The following is a 17,112-nucleotide window of genomic DNA, read 5'->3' on the forward strand; positions in this document are numbered from 1 at the left end:
CCCGCGGAGGCCGGGCGCCCCGGCCCTCAGACCGCCCGGGCGGCGTCGCAGCCGAACAGCGACGAGATCGAGAAACCCTCGCTCTCGTCGGTGCCGGCCCGCGCATCGAGCGCCAGCGTCAGGTGCCCGACGCCGATCAGCGCCGCCAGCAGCAGCGCCTTGCACATGGTGAAGTCCCGCATCGTGTGTGCTCGCATGGCGCGTCCCTCCGCCTGAAGTGAACCGAACGGTTTAATCATGCCGCAGCGTCACGTTTCAGTCCACTCACATCGCGGTCACCGTCGGTGCATGCGCGCAGGTCCGCTGCGCTTTGCGCTTGAAGCGCGCGCGGCGGCGGTGCTAGATGCCGCAACGCGCGCGGGTGTAGCTCAATGGTAGAGCAGCAGCTTCCCAAGCTGACGACGAGGGTTCGATTCCCTTCACCCGCTCCAGCCGTTTCCCCAGCGTCTCGACCGCACCCCGTGCGCTCGGGTCCCCCCCACGGCCCGGACCCAGCGTCAGGCGGCCGCCATGGCGCGCCGTCCGCGCATGCCCCGGCCGAGCGCGCGCACCTCGTCGCGCACCGGCCCCTCGCGCGGCGCGTCGGCCAGCGTCGCGAGCAGGTCCGGCGCCGGCACGCCCTTGCGCCGCCAGCTCAGCCCGCGCAGCACCGCCGCGCCGGCCTCCGGCAGCCGGTCTGGCACCTCGTAGCCGGCCAGCGTCGCCCAGACGCCGGCCCAGAGACGCGCCACCGTCCACGGGTTGTAACCCCCGCCGCCCGACACGATCAGCCGCGGCGCCAGCGCGCGCAGCGCCGTCACCGTCCGCCAGTGACAGAGGTTCGACAGCGCCAGCCGCGCCAGCGGATCCTCCAGCACCGCGTCGGCCCCGCATTGCAGGAAGATCGCGTCCGGCCGAAACGCCGCGACCGCCGGCAGGATCACCTCCTCCAGCAGCAGCGCGAACTCGCTGTCGTTGAAGCCGCGCGGCACCGGCAGGTTCACCGCCGCGCCCCCGGCATCGTCCTCGGCGTCGCCGGTGAACGGCCAGCGTCCGGCCTCGTGGACCGAGATCATCCGCACCCGCTCCGATCCCGCGAACGCCGCCGCGACCCCGTCGCAATGATGCGCGTCGATATCGACGTAGACCACCCGCTCCAGCCCGAGATCGAGCAACCGCGTGATCGTCAGAACCGGTTCGTTGAGATAGCAGAACCCCGCGGCATGGTCGGGAAAGCCGTGATGCGTGCCGCCGCCCGGGTTGTGCACGACGCCGCCCCGGGCCACGAGGTCCGCCGCCAGGAGCCCGCCGCCCACCGCGGTGGCGGGCCGGCGATACATCTCCGGAAAGACCGGGTTCGACAGCGTGCCGAGCCCGTGGCGCCGGCGCACCTGCTCGCTCACCGCCTGCGTCGCCTCCGCGGTGCGCAGCGCCGCCACGTAGTCGGGGGTGTGAAACGCCTCGAGCACGCGCGGCTTGGCCATGGGCGAGGTCCGGTAGCGTGCGGCGGGCAGCCAGTCCATCGCCCGGGCGAGGTCGATGACCGCCGGCACCCGCTCGATCGACAGCGGGTGAAGCCGACCGTAGACCGATCCGCGGTAGACGTTCGATCCGATGAAGAGCGCGCGATCCATGACCGCTCAAGCTAGGCGCGGCGAGGGGCGCGAACAGGGACGCGCCGCCGCATCCCGCCGGTCACCCCGCGCCCGGCGCCGCCGCAGCGAATCCGGCGGCGGCGCGGGCCGGCGCTCAGGCCGTCTCCAGACGCGCCTCGCGCGCGGCGCGCAGGCGCGCGAAATCGTCGCCGGCATGATAGGACGACCGCGTGAGCGGCGTCGCCGACACCATGAGAAAGCCCTTGCCGTAGGCGGATTTCTCGTATCCCGCGAACTCCTCGGGGGTGATGAACCGCGCGACCGCATGGTGCTTCGGCGTCGGCTGCAGGTACTGGCCGATGGTCATGAAATCGACGTCCGCCGCCCGCAGGTCGTCCATCACCTGCAGCACCTGCGGCCGCTCCTCGCCCAGCCCGACCATGATCCCGGACTTGGTGAAGACCGACGGGTCGATCTCCTTCACGCGCTGCAGGAGCCGCAGGGAGTGGAAGTAGCGCGCGCCGGGGCGGACCTCGGTGTAGAGCCCCGGCACCGTCTCGAGGTTGTGGTTGAACACGTCGGGCTTCGCCGCCACCACGGTCTCGAGGACCTCGGGCGCGCATTTCAGGAAATCCGGCGTCAGGATCTCGATGGTGGTGCCCGGCGCGCGGTGCCGGATCGCCCGGATCGTCTGCGCGAAATGCTCCGCCCCGCCATCCTCGAGGTCGTCGCGGTCGACCGAGGTGATCACCACGTGGTTGAGACCGAGCTTCTGCACGGCGTCGGCGACGCGCCCGGGCTCGAACACGTCGAGCGTGTCTGGCCGCCCCGTCGCGACGTTGCAGAAGGTGCAGCCGCGGGTGCAGATCTCGCCCATGATCATCATCGTGGCGTGGCCGGCGCTCCAGCACTCGCCCACGTTCGGACACCCCGCCTCCTCGCACACGGTGGTCAGGTTGTGCTCCCGCATGATCTTGCGCGTGTCGGCATAGCCCTGACCGCCCGGCGCCCGGACGCGGATCCAGTCGGGCTTCTTCAGACGGTCGGTGTCGGGGCGATGCGCCTTCTCGGGATGGCGCTGGCCGGGAATCTTCAGATCGCGCATGAACTCCTGCCCTGCTCAATTCGGGTTGCGGATGAGTGTATGTCCTTGCCGGACGCCTTTCCAGCCCCGCCCGCCGCCGCATGGCGGACATGTCGCGCCCGCCACCCCGCACATCCGCGCCGCGCGCCCGCCGCCACCAGCCGACGCCACCATCGCACACGCGCCACTCCCCCACCTTCTTCTTGGTCCCAAGTACTCCGGGGAGCGCGAGGGGCAGCGCCCCTCGCCGGCCCCCACCGACACCCGGCGCCGCCCAAGCGCGCGCCACGCCCCCACCTTCTTCTTGGTCCAAATACTCCGGGGAGCGCGAGGGGCAGCGCCCCTCGCCCGTCGCTGCCGCGCGCCCCCACGCCGGGCTTCAGCGACATACCGCCCGCGCATCCTCCAGCAGCGGCGCCGCCGCCGCGCGGAAGAGCTCGGCCAGTTCCTCCACCCATTCCCCGTCCCCGGCCGTGGCCCGGCGCACGAGGGCGAGATGACGCGCGGGTTCGGGCGCCGAGAAGCGGCGCAGCGTGAGCCGGTCGGACGATGCGGTCTCCACCAGGACGGCGATCTCGGGCAGCAGCGTCAGCCCGAAGCCCTCGCTCACGAGCCCGCACAGCGTGGAGAGCGAGGAGGCGCCGAGGTCGACGCCGCCGCGGCGCGACAGGCCGCACACCTCGAGCGCCTGGTCGGCGAGGCAGTGCCCCTCGTCGAGCAGGAGCAGCTGGTCCGGCGACAGCTCGGTCGGCCGAAGGCGGTCCACGGTCTCGGCCCAGGCGGCGATGCGGCGTTCCGATCCGGCGAGCACGAAGCGATCCTCGAAGAGCGGGTGCGCCGCCAGGCCTGCGTCCGGCACCGGCAGCGCCACCAGCGCGGCGTCGAGCCGGCCGGCGCGCAGCTCGGCGACGAGGGTCCCGGTCTGCGCCTCGCGCACGCGCAGTTCCAGCGTCAGGTCGCGCGCCCGCAGCCGGGTCAGCGCCGCCGGCAGCAGGTAGGGCGCGACGGTGGGGATCACGCCCAGGTGCAGTTGGCCGGAGAGCCCGGCGCGCCGGCGCACCGCGCCGCGCAGGTCCTGCACCTCCGACAGGATCCGGTGCGCCCGGCTCAGCACCTCGTGGCCGGCGCGGGTCAGCCGCACCTCGCGCGGCAGGCGCTCGACCAGCGGCACGCCGAGCTGGGTCTCCAGCTCCTTGATCTGCAGCGACAGCGCCGGCTGCGAGATGTTGGCCCGGGCCGCGGCGCGGCCGAAATGCCGCGCCTCGGCGAGCGCGGCGAAATAGGACAACTGGCGCAGGGTCACATCCATAAGCCGATCCTATTGCCAGCGCCTCGCAGCGCCCGCAACCCTTATGGCGACACGGCATTCAGCCGATCAGGCCCTGCCCGTTCCGGCCGCGTGCCGCGTAGTGCTCGGACAGCCGCTGCAAGGCGATCCGCAGCACGATCTTGCCCGAACGCGCGGACCATCCGAGGGCCTGTTCCGCGGTTTCGAGCCCCTCGAGCCGGCAGCAGCAGCGGAACGCCATGTCGGCAAGGCCGGGGCCGAGATCCGCGAGCGCGTCGGCCAGCCGCCGGCGCGCGGCGGCCGGCTTGTCGCCGGGGGCCGGTGCGGCGGGCGCCACGTCGAGCAGGTCCGGCAGGTCCGGCGCCGGCCCGTGGGCGAGACGGGCGAGCTCGTAATCCTCGTAGAGTCGCTCGGCGGCGGACAGCGCAATGCGATCGAGGAACGGGCGCCCGGTGCGGTCGCGCCGCCGGGCCAGCCCCGCCACCGGCGTTTCGGCGTGGGCCGCGCGCAACGGCGCCGGCGCCGCGCGCGGCCGGTCGGGCCGCGCCCCGTCGAACGGGACGGCCGCCTCGGCCAGCCCCGCCTGCGCCGCGCGGTCGGTCTCGACGATCATCCGGGCATAGGCGGCGCGGCCCTCCGCCGTGATCCGGTAGCGCGACACTCGGCCGGGCGCGTCGCAGGCGATCCAGCCCTTGAGCGCCATCGCCTGCGCGATCGTGCTGTCCACCGCGAGGTGCCGGTCCGCCGTCCCGCCGTCCCCGACCACCACCGCCTTGTCCATGTCCTGCGCCACTGCCAGCAGCATGCCCGGCCGCCCCAGATGCTTCAGCACGCGCCGCGCCTCGGCGCTCAGGGTGACGGCATCGACCGGATCGGCGGCATTCGTGTCGGTGCGGGTCTCGATGTCTGGGATCATGGCGGCGTCCTTCGATGACTGGGCTGCGGTGGCCGCGGCGATCCGCGCGCCGAGGCGCTTCAGCGCGGCGTCGACGAGCGGGTCCTCCCGGCGTCCCTCGATCTTGCGCACCTGGCGCATCACCGTTGAGGCGTGGCAGCCCGCCGCCCGCGCGAGCGCCCGCAGGGACCGGCCGGCCTCGGTATGCGCGATGTAGTTCCGCGCCTCGTCCGGCACCCAATCCGGAAAGGTGCAGAACGTCGTGTATCCTTCTGAAGTCAGCATGTTTTTCCCAAGCTCTCCGCAACTTGTCCCCAGGTTTCTCCACAGACACGGCGCGCAGCTTTGGGGTGGCATCGTTACCCAAAAGTTAACAAACCGGTCCGCCTGGCCAGTTTGCTTTCAATTTGCAAACAATTGGAAATTGTGCGTGCGCCGCGAACCTCGCGTCCGCAACACACGCCAGAGCTGTGTGATTATGGGTGCCGGAACCACGATCACGGGAACATCATGCACGAGTCCTCGCACATTCTCCGCCAGATGCGCCGCCCGCGCCTCCTGGTGCGCGCCGCCCGGATCGGCGCGGCCGACTACAGCCGCGACCGCCACCTGCGCCGCCTCGTCGGGCCCGCGCCGGTTGCCGGCACGCGCGCTGCGCTCGATCGTCTCGTGGCGGTGGAGGCGCCGCTCGACGCCGCCCGCCGCTCGGGCGACGCCGCCTATTCGCCGGCGCGGCACGTGGCGGTCCTGTCGGCGATCATCGCCGAGCTTGCCCCGACCGGCGCCGCCAGCACCGGGCCGGCCGCCGCGATGGACGCGGCGCACCCCACAGCCGCGCCGGACGCGGCGCTCACCACCGCCGCGCCGGACGCGACACCGCCAACCGCACTGGCCGCGGCGCCCGCAGGCGCCGGCCCGCAGGCTCGGGCTCAGGCAAAGGCGTCGGGCATCGACTCGCGCTTTTGCGCGACATACGCGTCGAGCGCCTCGCCCACCGCCGGGTCGAGCGTCGGCGGGGTGTAGGAGTCGAGCAGCCGCCGTGCCCGCGCCGCGGCCAGCGTCGCGGTGTCGCGGCCGCCCTCCTCGGCCCAGGTCTCGAACGGCTTGTAGTCGAGGACGTCGGAGCGCCAGAACGCCGACTTGAAATGCGCCTGCGTGTGCGCGCAGCCGAGGTAGTGCCCGCCCGGGCCGACCTCGCGGATCGCGTCCATCGCCTGCGCCGCCTCGTCCACCGACACGCCCGCGGCCATCCGGTGCAGAAAGCCCAGCTGGTCGGCGTCCATCACGAACTTCTCGTAGGATGCGACGAGCCCGCCCTCCAGCCAGCCGCAGGCGTGCAGCATGAAGTTGACGCCCGCCAGCAGGCCGGTGTTGAGCGTGTTCGCCGTCTCGTAGGCCGCCTGCGCGTCCGGCAGCTTCGAGCCGCAGAACGACCCGGCCGAGCGATACGGCAGGCCGAGCCGCCGCGCGAGCTGGCCCGCGCCGTAGGTGATCTGCGACGCCTCCGGCGTGCCGAAGGTCGGCGCGCCCGAGTTCATGTCGATCGAGGTGACGAAGGCGCCCATGATGACCGGCGCGCCGGGCCGGATCAGCTGGGAATAGGCCACGCCCGCCATCGTCTCGGCCAGGACCTGCGTCAGCGTGCCGGCCACCGACACCGGCGCCATCGCGCCGCCGACGATGAACGGCGAGATGATGCAGGCCTGCCCGGCCGCCGCATAGACCTCGAGCGCGCCCATCATCGTGTCGTCGAACGTCAGCGGCGAGTTGATGTTGATCAGCGATGTCAGAACGCAGTTCTCGGACACGAAGTCGCGGCCGAAGATGACCTCGCACATCTCCACGCTGTCCTGCGCGCGCGACGGCTCGGTCACCGCGCCCATGAACGGCTTGTCGGTCAGCGTGGCATGCGCGCGGATCATCTCGAGGTGACGCTTGTTCACCGGCACGTCGGTCGGCTCGCAGACCGTGCCGCCCGAATGCTGCAGCCATGGCGACATGTGGCCGAGCTTCACGAAGTTGCGGAAATCGTCGAGCGTCGCGTAGCGCCGCCCGCCCTCGAGATCGCGCACGAAGGGCGGCCCGTAGACCGGCGCGAGCACGAGGTCGCGCCCGCCGATCGACACCGATTTCTCCGGGTTGCGGGCGTGCTGCACGAATTGGCCCGGCGCGGTCGAGATGAGCTTGCGCGCCAGCCCGCGCGGCAGCCGCACGCGCTCGCCCGTCACGTCCGCACCGGCATCGCGCCAGCGCTGCAACGCGCCAGGATTGTTGACGAAATTGACGCCGACTTCCTCGAGCACCGTCTCGGCGTTCCACTCGATGATCTCGAGCGCCTCCTCGGTCAGCACCTCGAAATCCGGGATGGCGCGGGTGATCGTCCGGGCGGTCTCGACCGTGGTGGCGCCCTGCGCGGCCCGGCGCGCAGCGCCGCCGCCGCGGCCGCGCCGCCGTCCGGCGGTGATGTCCTGCATGGATCGGCTCCGATTGTCCTGTCGTCCGGCCGGTCTAGCCGTCCGCGGCGCGGCGCCGCCGTCCGTTTGCGCCGCCTGCGTCCCGAATGCGACATCCAGGCCACCGCACGCGACGTCGCGGCGAACCTCACCGCACGCGACGTCGCCGCGCACGATACCGCAGGCGTCGCCGCCGCGCCCGGCACCATCGGCACCGCACGCGCCACCCCGCCCCGGCGCACGGGCCCACGGCCGCGCCCGCCGAGGCTTGCGCGGCCGCAAGCGGGCCGCTATCGGCTCGGGACATGGACCAGACCCAGCACGACCGCCTTCTCATCGTCGATTTCGGCTCGCAGGTAACGCAGCTGATCGCGCGGCGCCTGCGCGAGCTCAGCGTCTATTGCGAGATCCATCCCTTCCAGCAGGTCACCGACGGGTTTCTCGACGAGTTCGCCCCGAAGGCGGTGATCCTGTCGGGCGGTCCCGCCTCGGTGATCGATGCCGACAGCCCGCGACCGCCGCAGAAGGTGTTCGAGCTCGGCGTTCCGGTGCTGGGCATCTGCTACGGCCAGCAGGTGATGACCCAGATGCTCGGCGGCGAGGTGGAGCGCGGCGACGGCACCGCCGAGTTCGGCCGCGCCTGGGTCGTGCCCACCGAGGAGCGGATCGATCTGCTCACCGGCTGGTTCATGGACGGCACCGGCCGCGAACAGGTCTGGATGAGCCACGGCGACCACGTCGCCCGCCTCGCGCCCGGCTTCGCGGTCTACGGCACCTCGCCCGGCGCGCCCTTCGCGATCACCGCGGACCTCGAGCGGCGCTTCTACGCGGTGCAGTTCCACCCCGAGGTGCACCACACGCCGAACGGCCGGACGCTCTACGAGAACTTCGTGAAGGATGCCGGCTTCACCGGCGACTGGACCATGGGCGCCTACCGCGAGGAGGCGATCCGCCGCATCCGCGAGGAGGTCGGCGACGCCAAGGTGATCTGCGGCCTCTCCGGCGGGGTCGACAGCTCGGTCGCGGCGGTGCTGATCCACGAGGCGATCGGCGATCAGCTGACCTGCGTCTTCGTCGATCACGGCCTTCTGCGGCAGGGCGAGGCCGACGAGGTCGTCACCATGTTCCGCGACCATTACAACATCCCGCTCGTCCACGCCGACGAACGCGAGCTGTTCCTCGGCGAGCTGACCGGCGTCAGCGACCCCGAGCAGAAGCGCAAGACCATCGGCCGCCTCTTCATCGACGTCTTCCAGAAACACGCCGACCGGATCGAGGGCGCGGCCTTCCTCGCGCAGGGCACGCTCTATCCCGACGTGATCGAAAGCGTCAGCTTCTCCGGCGGCCCGTCGGTGACGATCAAGTCGCACCACAACGTCGGCGGCCTGCCCGAGAAGATGGGCCTGAAGCTCGTCGAGCCGCTGCGCGAGCTCTTCAAGGACGAGGTCCGCGCGCTCGGCCGCGAACTGGGCCTGCCCGAGAGCTTCATCGGCCGACATCCCTTCCCCGGGCCCGGCCTCGCCATCCGCTGCCCCGGCGAGATCACGCCCGAAAAGCTCGAGATCCTGCGCCGCGCCGACGCCGTCTTCATCGACCAGATCCGCAAGCACGGCCTCTACGACGAGATCTGGCAGGCGTTCGTGGCGCTCCTGCCGGTGCGCACGGTCGGCGTGATGGGCGACGGGCGCACCTACGACTACGCCTGCGCCATGCGCGCCGTCACCAGCGTCGACGGGATGACCGCCGACTACTACCCGTTCAGCCACGATTTCCTCGGCGAGACCGCGACCCGCATCATCAACGAGGTGCGCGGCATCAACCGGGTGACCTACGACGTCACCTCGAAACCGCCGGGCACGATCGAGTGGGAGTGATCCCGCGGCCGGATTTCCCGACCGCCTGACGTCGTGCACGCGGCACTAGGCGCGCGGTCCGGTCCACGCCCTTGCCGAATCTCCCGCCCGATCGCGGCCGCCGCCCCGGCGGCGGCGCGCCGCGCGCCGGCGCCAATCGGCCTGAACGCGCCGGACTGTCGCCGCGGCGGGCGCGATTGCGTGGCCGACACGACACCGTGACCGTCCGAACCGCCGCCACGTGCGATTGTAACGGAAATGTAAACGCAAGATGTGGTACGGCTTGACGATGCGTAACCTCGTCCTGTCCACCGCTCTTGCCCTCGCCGCCGCGCCCGCCGCGGCCGAGACGCTCTTGTGCCTCGGCATGCAGCCGGGCTTCATGCTGACGATCGAGGGCGACACCGTCGCCTTCGACTATGCCGGCGACGGGCAGTTCGAACTGGATCCGCCGCTGCCCGCCCGCGGCCTGTCCTATTCGCGCCATACCCTCGTGACCGCGCGGCAGCGCTGGCCGCTCTATCTCGAGGGCCGCGACTGCGCCGCGCTCGGCGCCACCTTCCCCGTCTCGGTCGAGATCGGCGTGCCGGTGCGCAGCCGGGTCGAGCCGTTCTCGGGCTGCTGCACCTGGCGCGACTGATCCGGGCCGGCTGATCCCGGTCGGGTGCCGCGCGCGGCACCCGCCTGCCCCTTGCCTTCGGCCCGCGCTTGCCGGCAGATGCCGCCATGCGCTTCTCCGCCCCGCCCTCCGCCGGACCGGCCGCGACATCGGCCGCCGACACGCTTCGCGCGTGCCTCTGGATGACGGGCGCGATCGTGTCGTTCAGCTCCATGGCCGTCGCGGGGCGCGAGCTGTCGGTCGATCTCGACACCTTCGAGATCATGCTCTGGCGCAGCCTCATCGGCATCGCCATCGTGCTCGTGGTCTGCCGCGCCACCGGCCGTCACCGCGACATCCGCGCCCGCCGGATGCGCCTGCACCTCGTGCGCAATGTCAGCCACTTCGCCGGGCAGAACTGCTGGTTCTACGCGGTCGCCACACTGCCGCTCGCGCAGGTCTTCGCGGTCGAGTTCACCTCGCCGCTCTGGGTGATGCTGCTGGCGACGTTCGTGCTGGGCGAGCGGCTCACCCGCTTCCGCATCGGGGCCGGCATCGCCGGGTTCATCGGCATCCTCATCGTCGCCCGCCCCGCCACCGGCGGGATCGATCCGAACCTCCTCGCCGCGGCCGGCGCGGCGCTCGGCTTCGCCGGCTCGGCGGTGTTCACACGCCGCCTCACGTCGACCGAAAGCGTCGCCTCGATCCTGTTCTGGCTCACCGTGACACAGGCGATCTTCGGCCTGGTCTGCGCCGGCCTCGACGGCGACATCGCCGCGCCGAGCGCGTCAGGCTGGCCGCTCGTCATGCTGGTGGGCGCGGCCGGGCTGTTCGCGCATTTCTGCCTCACCTCGGCGCTCGCCCTCGCCCCGGCGAGCGTGGTGATGCCGCTCGACTTCGCGCGGCTGCCCCTGATCGCCATCGTCGGCGCCGCGCTCTACGCCGAGCCGCTCGACCCCTACGTCTTTCTGGGCGCGGCGCTCATCTTCTGCGCGAATTACGCCAATATCCGGCACGAGACGCAGGTTGTGACAAATCGGTGACGTTGCGTCGCACTCCCGCAACCGTGACGCCGGGTCAAAATTGACCAAATTGCATGCATCTTCCTAACGTCCGGCGACGCGGAGACATCTTCGGGATGAGGGAGACAACCATGAAATTTCTGCTGACCGGCGCCTCGACGCTGGCACTCGCCCTTGCAGCGCAGGGCGCGAGCGCAGCCGGACTCGACCGCTCGGGCCAGAGCGTGCTGCCGATCTTCGCCGACGACAACACCGCCGGCCTGTCCTTCGGCTTCGTCAACCCGACGCTCGAAGGTGAGGATATCGGCGGCGCCGGCGGCGATTACAGCGCGGGCGAGAGCTACACCCAGACCGGGCTGTTCTACACCAACCGGATCAACCCGCAGCTCAACTACTCGCTGATCTTCGACGAGCCCTACGGCGTCGACATCGACTACGACACCGATCCGCTGACCTCGAACCTCGGCGGCACCTTCGCCGATCTCGACAGCCAGGCGCTGACCTTCGTCATGCGCTACCAGATCAACGACCGCTTCAGCGTCTACGGCGGCGTGAAGGCCGAGCGTGTGAACGCCGATGTCGGCCTCAACGGTGTCGCCTACCGCGACGCGATCTCCGGCGCAGCGACCGTCTCCGGCTTCAACGAGCAGGTCCAGGCCGTCGCCCCCGGCGCACCGCTCCTGACCACCGACCAGCTCGGTGCGGCGCTCGGCGGCGATCCGGCCACGCAGGCCCAGCTCGAACAGACCTTCGGCGCCGGCACCGTCGCCGGCCTCGGCCAGAGCCTGCAGGGCCTGCAGGGCGCATTCGAGGCGACCGGCGGCTACGATTTCGAGATGGAGCAGGACACCAAGGCCGGCTACGTCCTCGGCTTCGCCTACGAGATCCCGGACATCGCGCTGCGCTTCGCGGCGACCTACTCGCCCGAGATCGAGCACGAGGGCGAGACCACCGAAGAGCTGTTCGGCATGACCGAGACCAGCACCACCGACTACGTCACGCCGCAGTCGCTGAACCTCGACTTCCAGACCGGCATCGCGCCGGGCACGCTGCTGACGGCGAGCTACCGCTGGACCGAGTTCTCCGAGGTGGACGTGATCCCCGAGCTGCTGGGCTCCGACCTCGTCAACCTCGAGGACGGCCACCGCTACACGGTCGGCCTCGGCCGCGCCTTCACCAAGGAATTCGCAGGCTCCGCGACCTTCATCTACGAGCCCGAGAACGACAGCGAAACCGTCTCGCCGCTCGGCCCGACGGACGGCCTCTACGGCATCACGCTCGGCGGCCGCTACACCTCCGGCGCGCTGAACATCTCGGGTGGCGTGAACTATTCGTGGCTCGGCGATGCCGACGCGGGCGTGGCCGACCAGGCCGTCGCCAGCTTCGAGGACAACCACGCCGTGGGCATCGGCCTGCGCGCGGAATTCACGTTCTGATCGGCGCACCGACGCACTGACACGACCCGATCGAAGGGCGCCCCGCGGGGCGCCCTTCGTCATTCCTGCGCCCCCGCGCCGCCTGGCCCGCACCGCGACCGCTTGCGCAACTTCCGGGTCGCGCGCGCGGTCGCTTCGGCGCATGGTCCGCGCATGACCGCCGCTCCCGCCCTCACCCCGCGCGCCTGGACGCTGCTCGCGCTGCTCGCGCTCATCTGGGGTGCATCGTTCCTCGCGATCCGCACCGCGCTCGACGAGATCCCGCCGCTGGCCTCCGTCGTCTACCGCACGACGCCCGCGGCGCTGGCGCTGTGGCTCTGGGTGGCGCTGCGGCGTCTGCCGGTGCCGCGCGATCCGCGGCTCTGGGCGGCATTCCTCGTCATGGGCGTCCTCAACAACGCCGTGCCTTTCTCGCTCATGGCATGGGGCCAGCTGCACATCGCGACCGGCCTGACCTCGATCCTCAATGCCACGACGGCGGTCTGGGGCGTGCTCGTCGCCGCGCTCGTCTTCTCCGACGAACGGCTCACCCCGCGCCGGGCGCTCGGCGTGACGCTGGGCTTCGCCGGGGTCGCGACGGCCATCGGCTGGCGCGCGCTCGCCGCGTTCGACATCACCAGCCTCGCGCAGCTCGCCGTCATCGGCGGCACGCTGTCCTACGCACTCGCCGGCGCGTGGGGCCGCGCGGTCCTGCGCGGTGCCTCGCCCGAGGTCGCGGCGGCGGGCATGCTGACGGGCGCGAGCCTCGTGATGGTGCCGCTCACCCTCGCGGTCGAGGGGCCGCCGCCGGTCGATCTCGCCCCGCGCACGCTCATCGCCATCGGCTACTACGCACTGATCGCGACCGCCTGCGCCTACCTGCTCTACTACCGCATCCTCGCGGTCGCCGGCTCGGGCAACCTCATGCTGGTGACACTGATGATCCCGCCGGTGGCGATCACGCTCGGCGCTCTCGTCCGCGACGAGGTCATCGCCGCCAGCGCCTACGCGGGCTTCGCGCTCATCGCCTGCGGGCTCGTGGCCATGGACGGCCGCCTGCTGCGCCGCCCGCGCCAGCCGCGCCGCGGCTGATCCCCGCGCCAGCCGCGCCGCGCCCGAGCCCCGCGCCAGCCGCGCCGGGCCTGATCCCCGCGCCTGACCCCCACGCCCGGTCGGCGCGCGCGCCACGCTCGGTCGCCCTCGGGACCACGCCACCGGCACGGGCGTTTGACGCGGACGCGCGGCCTCGCTACGCCAGCGGGCGGAGCCGCGCAGACGCACGAGGGCCGGGATGATCTACGACACCGCAGAGGCCTGGCGCCGCGCCCCGAAAAAGCGCGTGCTTCTCTTCGCCATGTCGGGCCTCGGCAAGACCCATGTCTCCGCGCTCCTGCGCGAGAGCCGCAACTGGTTCCACTACTCGATCGATTACCGGATCGGCACCCACTACATGGGTGAATACATCACCGACAACGCCAAGGCCGAGGCGATGCAGGTGCCGTTCCTGCGCGAGCTGCTGCTCAGCGACTCGATCTACATCGGCTCGAACGTGACCTTCCACAATCTCGGCGCGGTCTCGGCCTACCTGGGCAAGCCGGGCGATCCCGCGAAGGGCGGGCTCGACATCGACACCTACCGCCAGCGCCAGTCGCGCTTCGCCCGGGCCGAGACGCAGGCACTGCTCGACACGCCCTATTTCATCGAACGGGCCGAGGCGCTCTACGGCTACCCGCATTTCGTCTGCGACACCGGCGGATCGTTCTGCGAATGGGTCGACCCCGAAGATCCCGAGGATCCGATCCTGTCGGTGCTCGACCGCAATTGCCTGATGATCTGGATCGAAGGCTCCGACGCCCATACCGAGGAACTGGTGCGCCGCTTCGATCGCGACCCCAAGCCGATGGCCTACAGCCCCGACTTCCTCGACCGCGAGTGGAACGACTACCTCGTGCAGATGCAGGTGGCGCCGGACAAGGTCGATCCGGACGCCTTCATCCGCTGGACCTACGCGCAGGCGCTGTCGCACCGCCAGCCGCTCTACGCGGCGATCGCGCGCAACTGGGGCGTGACCGTCGCGGCCGAGGACATGGCCCGCGTCCGCGACGCGGCCGATTTCGACGACGTGGTCGCCGCCGCTATCGACAGCGCGCCATCGCGGCGCTGAGCGCGCGGCCCGACCCCGATAGGCCCATCACCGTCCGCCCCGGCGTGCCTTCGACCGACACCTCGTCGAACCGCCGCAGCACCCCGAACACGGCGTTGTCCGGCGGCACCGGGGCATAGAGCCCGTTCGGCCCGGGGCTGAAGCGGAACGTGTGCGTCTCCGCGTTCACCACCAGCGCCCAGACATCGGTGCCCGAGAAGCCCGCCAGCATCAGGTCGCTCCGCCCCGATCGGTCGCAGAAATAGTAGAGTCCGCGCGCCCCGTCGGCGGTGTCGACCCCGGCATAGGCGGTGCGTCCGCCGTCGATCGTTCCGGTCGTCCAGGTCGTGCTCGGCCCGCGCGCCGGCGCCGGATCGGGCGCGGCGCTCTCCGCGCAGTGATCCGCGACGCATTGCTGGTACTCCGGGCTGTCCGCCGGGCCGAAGGCCGACAGGCACGACCAGATGCAGCGCTGCACCGCCATCGCGTCGTCGTCGGCCTGCGCCCCCGCCGACGCGGCGACCAGACATGCGAGGACCGCTCCGCACCCCGTTGAAATCAATCTCATTTCCAGAAATCCCCTGAAATAATTCGCAGCTCCGGCCATGCCGGCGCGCAGCCCGGAGTGTTGCCGCGCCGCCCCGTTCCGTCAATGCGCGCTGCGGCCCGGCCGCCGCACGCGACGGGGCGCGGCGCGACGCCGGGTTGAGGCTCGGGCCCCCGTGGCCTATCTCTGCCGCTTCGAGGGCGCCCGCGTGCGTCCCGTCTCCTCGAAGCGTCGCCCCGAAAGCCCGCGTCTCCATGCCGATCCGCCTGCCCGCCGACCTGCCCGCCTACGACGTCCTCCGCCGCGAGGGCGTCATGGTCATGTCCGAGGAGCTCGCCGAGAGCCAGGACATCCGCCCGCTCCGGATCGGCCTGCTCAACCTCATGCCCAAGAAGATCGCGACCGAGAACCAGTTCGCGCGGCTGATCGGCGCGACACCCTTGCAGATCGAGTTCTCGCTGATCCGCATGACGAGCCACGAGACCCGCAACACCGCCGCCGAACACATGGAGAGCTTCTACCGCCCCTTCGAGGAGGTGGAGGCGAGCGGCGAGAAGTTCGACGGTCTCATCATCACCGGCGCCCCGATCGAGCATCTGCCCTACCACGACGTCACCTATTGGGACGAGCTGACGCGCGTCTTCGACTGGACGCAGGACAACGTGCACTCCACCTTCGGCGTCTGCTGGGGCGGCATGGCGATGATCCACCACTTCCACGGCATCGAGAAGCACCCGCTCGACGCCAAGGCCTTCGGCTGCGTGCGCCATCACAACTGCGATCCCGCCTCGCCCTACCTGCGCGGCTTCTCCGACGACATGGTGATCCCGGTGTCCCGCTGGACCGAGCTGCGCCGCGCCGAGATCGAGGCCGCCGGCCTGCCGATCCTGATCGACAGCGACGAGACCGGACCCTGCCTCGTCGAGGATACCGACCACCGCGCGCTCTACATCTTCAACCACCTCGAATACGATTCCGGCACGCTGAAGGAAGAGTACGACCGCGACGTCGCCGCCGGAAAGCCGATCAACGTGCCCGCCAACTACTATCCCGGCGACGATCCCGGGTGCCCGCCGCAGAACCGCTGGCGCAGCCACGCGCACCTGCTCTATGGCAACTGGCTCAGCCAGGTCTACCTGACGACCCCGTACGACATCGGCCGCGTCGGGATCGACCTCGTGGCCCCGCAGGGATTGTCCATGAGATGACGCTCAAGGCCGCGCTCACGCCCATCGTTCTCGCCCTCGTGCTGGCCGGATGCGCCGCCGCGGTCGATCAGCGCGCCGACAGCCGTGTCGCCCGCGCCGAGGACCGCTGGCCGCCGATCGGCCGCTTCGTCGAGATCGACGGCACCCGTGTCCACGCCACCGTGCAGGGCTCCGGCCCCGACCTCGTGCTGGTCCACGGCGCCAGCGGCAACCTGCGCGACTGGACCTTCGCCTTCGCCGATCGCATGTCCGACCGCTTCCGCGTCATCGCGCTCGACCGCCCCGGCCTCGGCTACACCGACCGCCTGCCCGGCTACGGCGGCGCGTTCCAGCGCGATGCCGAAAGCCCGGCCGAACAGGCGCGGCTGCTCTCGGCGGCGGCCGCGGAACTGGGCGCCGAGGCACCGATCGTCGTCGGCCACAGCTACGGCGGCGCCGTCGCGATGGCCTGGGGCCTCGATCACCCGGCCGCGGGTCTCGTCGTGGTGTCGGGCGCCACGATGCCCTGGCCCGGCGGCCTCGGGCCGCAATACGCCGTGCTCGGCTCCTCGATCGGCGGCGCCGTGCTCGCCCCGATCGTCGCCGCCACCGCCGGCGAAGGCCGCGTCGACGGCGCCGTCCGCTCGATCTTCGAGCCGCAGGACGCGCCCTCGGGCTATCTCGACTATGTCGGCCCCGGCCTCACGCTGCGGCCGGGCTCGCTGCGCGCCAATTTCCGGCAGGTCAACACGCTGCGCCCGCACGTCGTCGAGATGGAGCCGCGCTATTCCGGCCTCGATCTCCCGGTGGAACTCGTGCACGGCGACGTGGACGAGATCGTGCCGCTCGACATCCACTCGCGGCCGCTGTCACAGCAGCTTCCCGACGCGAACCTGACCGTGCTCGATGGCATCGGCCACATGCCGCACCACGCCGCGCCCGCGGCCGTCGCCGACGCGATCGACCGCGTCGCGCGCCGCGCCGGGCTGCGCTGATCTCCGTTTGCGTTAATCGCCTTTACATCCTAGACCGGGCGGACGTCGCGATCCCGGG

The 17,112-nt window shown here is 71.3% G+C and carries 16 protein-coding genes and 1 tRNA gene; 10 read left to right on the forward strand and 7 right to left on the reverse strand.

The features are described 5' to 3' along the window. Positions 1-26: 26 nt before the first annotated feature. Positions 27-197: a hypothetical protein gene (locus ROJ8625_RS20990; protein WP_159456744.1), complete on the reverse strand. Its 171-nt coding sequence runs from the start codon at positions 195-197 to the stop codon at positions 27-29. A 160-nt stretch (positions 198-357) separates the two neighbouring features. Here ROJ8625_RS20990 and ROJ8625_RS08600 point away from each other — a divergent pair. Then, positions 358-431 (forward strand) — tRNA-Gly (locus ROJ8625_RS08600). 66 nt (positions 432-497) lie between these two features. Here ROJ8625_RS08600 and ROJ8625_RS08605 read toward each other — a convergent pair. The 4 genes from ROJ8625_RS08605 to ROJ8625_RS08620 all read right to left on the reverse strand — a co-directional run bounded on the left by ROJ8625_RS08605 (position 498) and on the right by ROJ8625_RS08620 (position 5,126). Beyond that, positions 498-1,613 carry an acetoin utilization protein AcuC gene (locus ROJ8625_RS08605; RefSeq protein WP_085791484.1) on the reverse strand — a complete coding sequence of 372 codons (1,116 nt, stop codon included), beginning with the start codon at positions 1,611-1,613 and terminating at the stop codon, positions 498-500. Positions 1,614-1,728: 115 nt separating this feature from the next. Next, positions 1,729-2,679, reverse strand: a complete 951-nt coding sequence (lipA, locus tag ROJ8625_RS08610; RefSeq protein ID WP_085791485.1) for a lipoyl synthase — start codon at positions 2,677-2,679, stop codon at positions 1,729-1,731. A gap of 358 nt (positions 2,680-3,037) precedes the next feature. Next, on the reverse strand, positions 3,038-3,967 hold the full coding sequence (locus ROJ8625_RS08615) for a hydrogen peroxide-inducible genes activator (RefSeq protein ID WP_085791486.1): 930 nt from the start codon (positions 3,965-3,967) through the stop codon (positions 3,038-3,040). Between the two features lie 58 nt (positions 3,968-4,025). Further along, positions 4,026-5,126: a DUF6456 domain-containing protein gene (locus ROJ8625_RS08620; protein ID WP_085791487.1), complete on the reverse strand. Its 1,101-nt coding sequence runs from the start codon at positions 5,124-5,126 to the stop codon at positions 4,026-4,028. A gap of 225 nt (positions 5,127-5,351) precedes the next feature. On the opposite strand from ROJ8625_RS08620, the gene ROJ8625_RS21185 reads away from it, so the two are divergent. After that, complete coding sequence (locus ROJ8625_RS21185; RefSeq protein WP_200813301.1) at positions 5,352-5,864, forward strand: DUF6477 family protein; 513 nt, start codon at positions 5,352-5,354, stop codon at positions 5,862-5,864. On the opposite strand, the gene ROJ8625_RS08630 is transcribed toward ROJ8625_RS21185, so the two are convergent. Next, the gene (locus tag ROJ8625_RS08630) at positions 5,771-7,315 is read right to left on the reverse strand and encodes a trimethylamine methyltransferase family protein (RefSeq protein ID WP_085791488.1); all 1,545 of its coding nucleotides are present in this window, start codon (positions 7,313-7,315) and stop codon (positions 5,771-5,773) included. The genes ROJ8625_RS21185 and ROJ8625_RS08630 overlap by 94 nt on opposite strands. 284 nt (positions 7,316-7,599) lie before the next feature. Here ROJ8625_RS08630 and guaA point away from each other — a divergent pair, with 284 nt between their 5' ends. The 6 genes from guaA to ROJ8625_RS08660 all read left to right on the forward strand — a co-directional run bounded on the left by guaA (position 7,600) and on the right by ROJ8625_RS08660 (position 14,346). Next, positions 7,600-9,168 carry a glutamine-hydrolyzing GMP synthase gene (gene guaA, locus ROJ8625_RS08635; RefSeq protein ID WP_085791489.1) on the forward strand — a complete coding sequence of 523 codons (1,569 nt, stop codon included), beginning with the start codon at positions 7,600-7,602 and terminating at the stop codon, positions 9,166-9,168. A gap of 268 nt (positions 9,169-9,436) precedes the next feature. Next, positions 9,437-9,787 carry a hypothetical protein gene (locus tag ROJ8625_RS08640; RefSeq protein ID WP_143535083.1) on the forward strand — a complete coding sequence of 117 codons (351 nt, stop codon included), beginning with the start codon at positions 9,437-9,439 and terminating at the stop codon, positions 9,785-9,787. A gap of 86 nt (positions 9,788-9,873) precedes the next feature. Next, entirely contained in the window at positions 9,874-10,788 is a 915-nt protein-coding gene (locus tag ROJ8625_RS08645; RefSeq protein ID WP_085791491.1) for a DMT family transporter, read from the forward strand. Positions 10,789-10,898: 110 nt separating this feature from the next. Beyond that, entirely contained in the window at positions 10,899-12,203 is a 1,305-nt protein-coding gene (locus tag ROJ8625_RS08650) for an outer membrane protein transport protein (RefSeq protein ID WP_159456745.1), read from the forward strand. Between the two features lie 153 nt (positions 12,204-12,356). Next, positions 12,357-13,274, forward strand: coding sequence for a DMT family transporter (locus ROJ8625_RS08655; RefSeq protein ID WP_085791893.1), 918 nt, complete (start codon positions 12,357-12,359; stop codon positions 13,272-13,274). A gap of 199 nt (positions 13,275-13,473) precedes the next feature. Next, positions 13,474-14,346 (forward strand): ATPase, encoded by an 873-nt coding sequence (locus tag ROJ8625_RS08660; RefSeq protein WP_085791493.1) that lies wholly within the window; start codon positions 13,474-13,476, stop codon positions 14,344-14,346. Here ROJ8625_RS08660 and ROJ8625_RS08665 read toward each other — a convergent pair. Beyond that, the gene (locus ROJ8625_RS08665; RefSeq protein ID WP_085791494.1) at positions 14,318-14,893 is read right to left on the reverse strand and encodes a hypothetical protein; all 576 of its coding nucleotides are present in this window, start codon (positions 14,891-14,893) and stop codon (positions 14,318-14,320) included. The genes ROJ8625_RS08660 and ROJ8625_RS08665 overlap by 29 nt on opposite strands. Before the next feature lie 233 nt (positions 14,894-15,126). Here ROJ8625_RS08665 and ROJ8625_RS08670 point away from each other — a divergent pair, with 233 nt between their 5' ends. Both ROJ8625_RS08670 and ROJ8625_RS08675 read left to right on the forward strand, forming a co-directional pair. Then, positions 15,127-16,080, forward strand: a complete 954-nt coding sequence (locus ROJ8625_RS08670) for a homoserine O-succinyltransferase (protein ID WP_085791495.1) — start codon at positions 15,127-15,129, stop codon at positions 16,078-16,080. Continuing rightward, complete coding sequence (locus tag ROJ8625_RS08675) at positions 16,077-17,054, forward strand: alpha/beta fold hydrolase (protein WP_085791496.1); 978 nt, start codon at positions 16,077-16,079, stop codon at positions 17,052-17,054. The genes ROJ8625_RS08670 and ROJ8625_RS08675 overlap by 4 nt, the downstream gene beginning before the upstream one ends. Positions 17,055-17,112 lie beyond the last annotated feature (58 nt).

The sequence above is a fragment of the Roseivivax jejudonensis genome, from assembly GCF_900172265.1.
Taxonomy (GTDB): Bacteria; Pseudomonadota; Alphaproteobacteria; order Rhodobacterales; family Rhodobacteraceae; genus Roseivivax; species Roseivivax jejudonensis.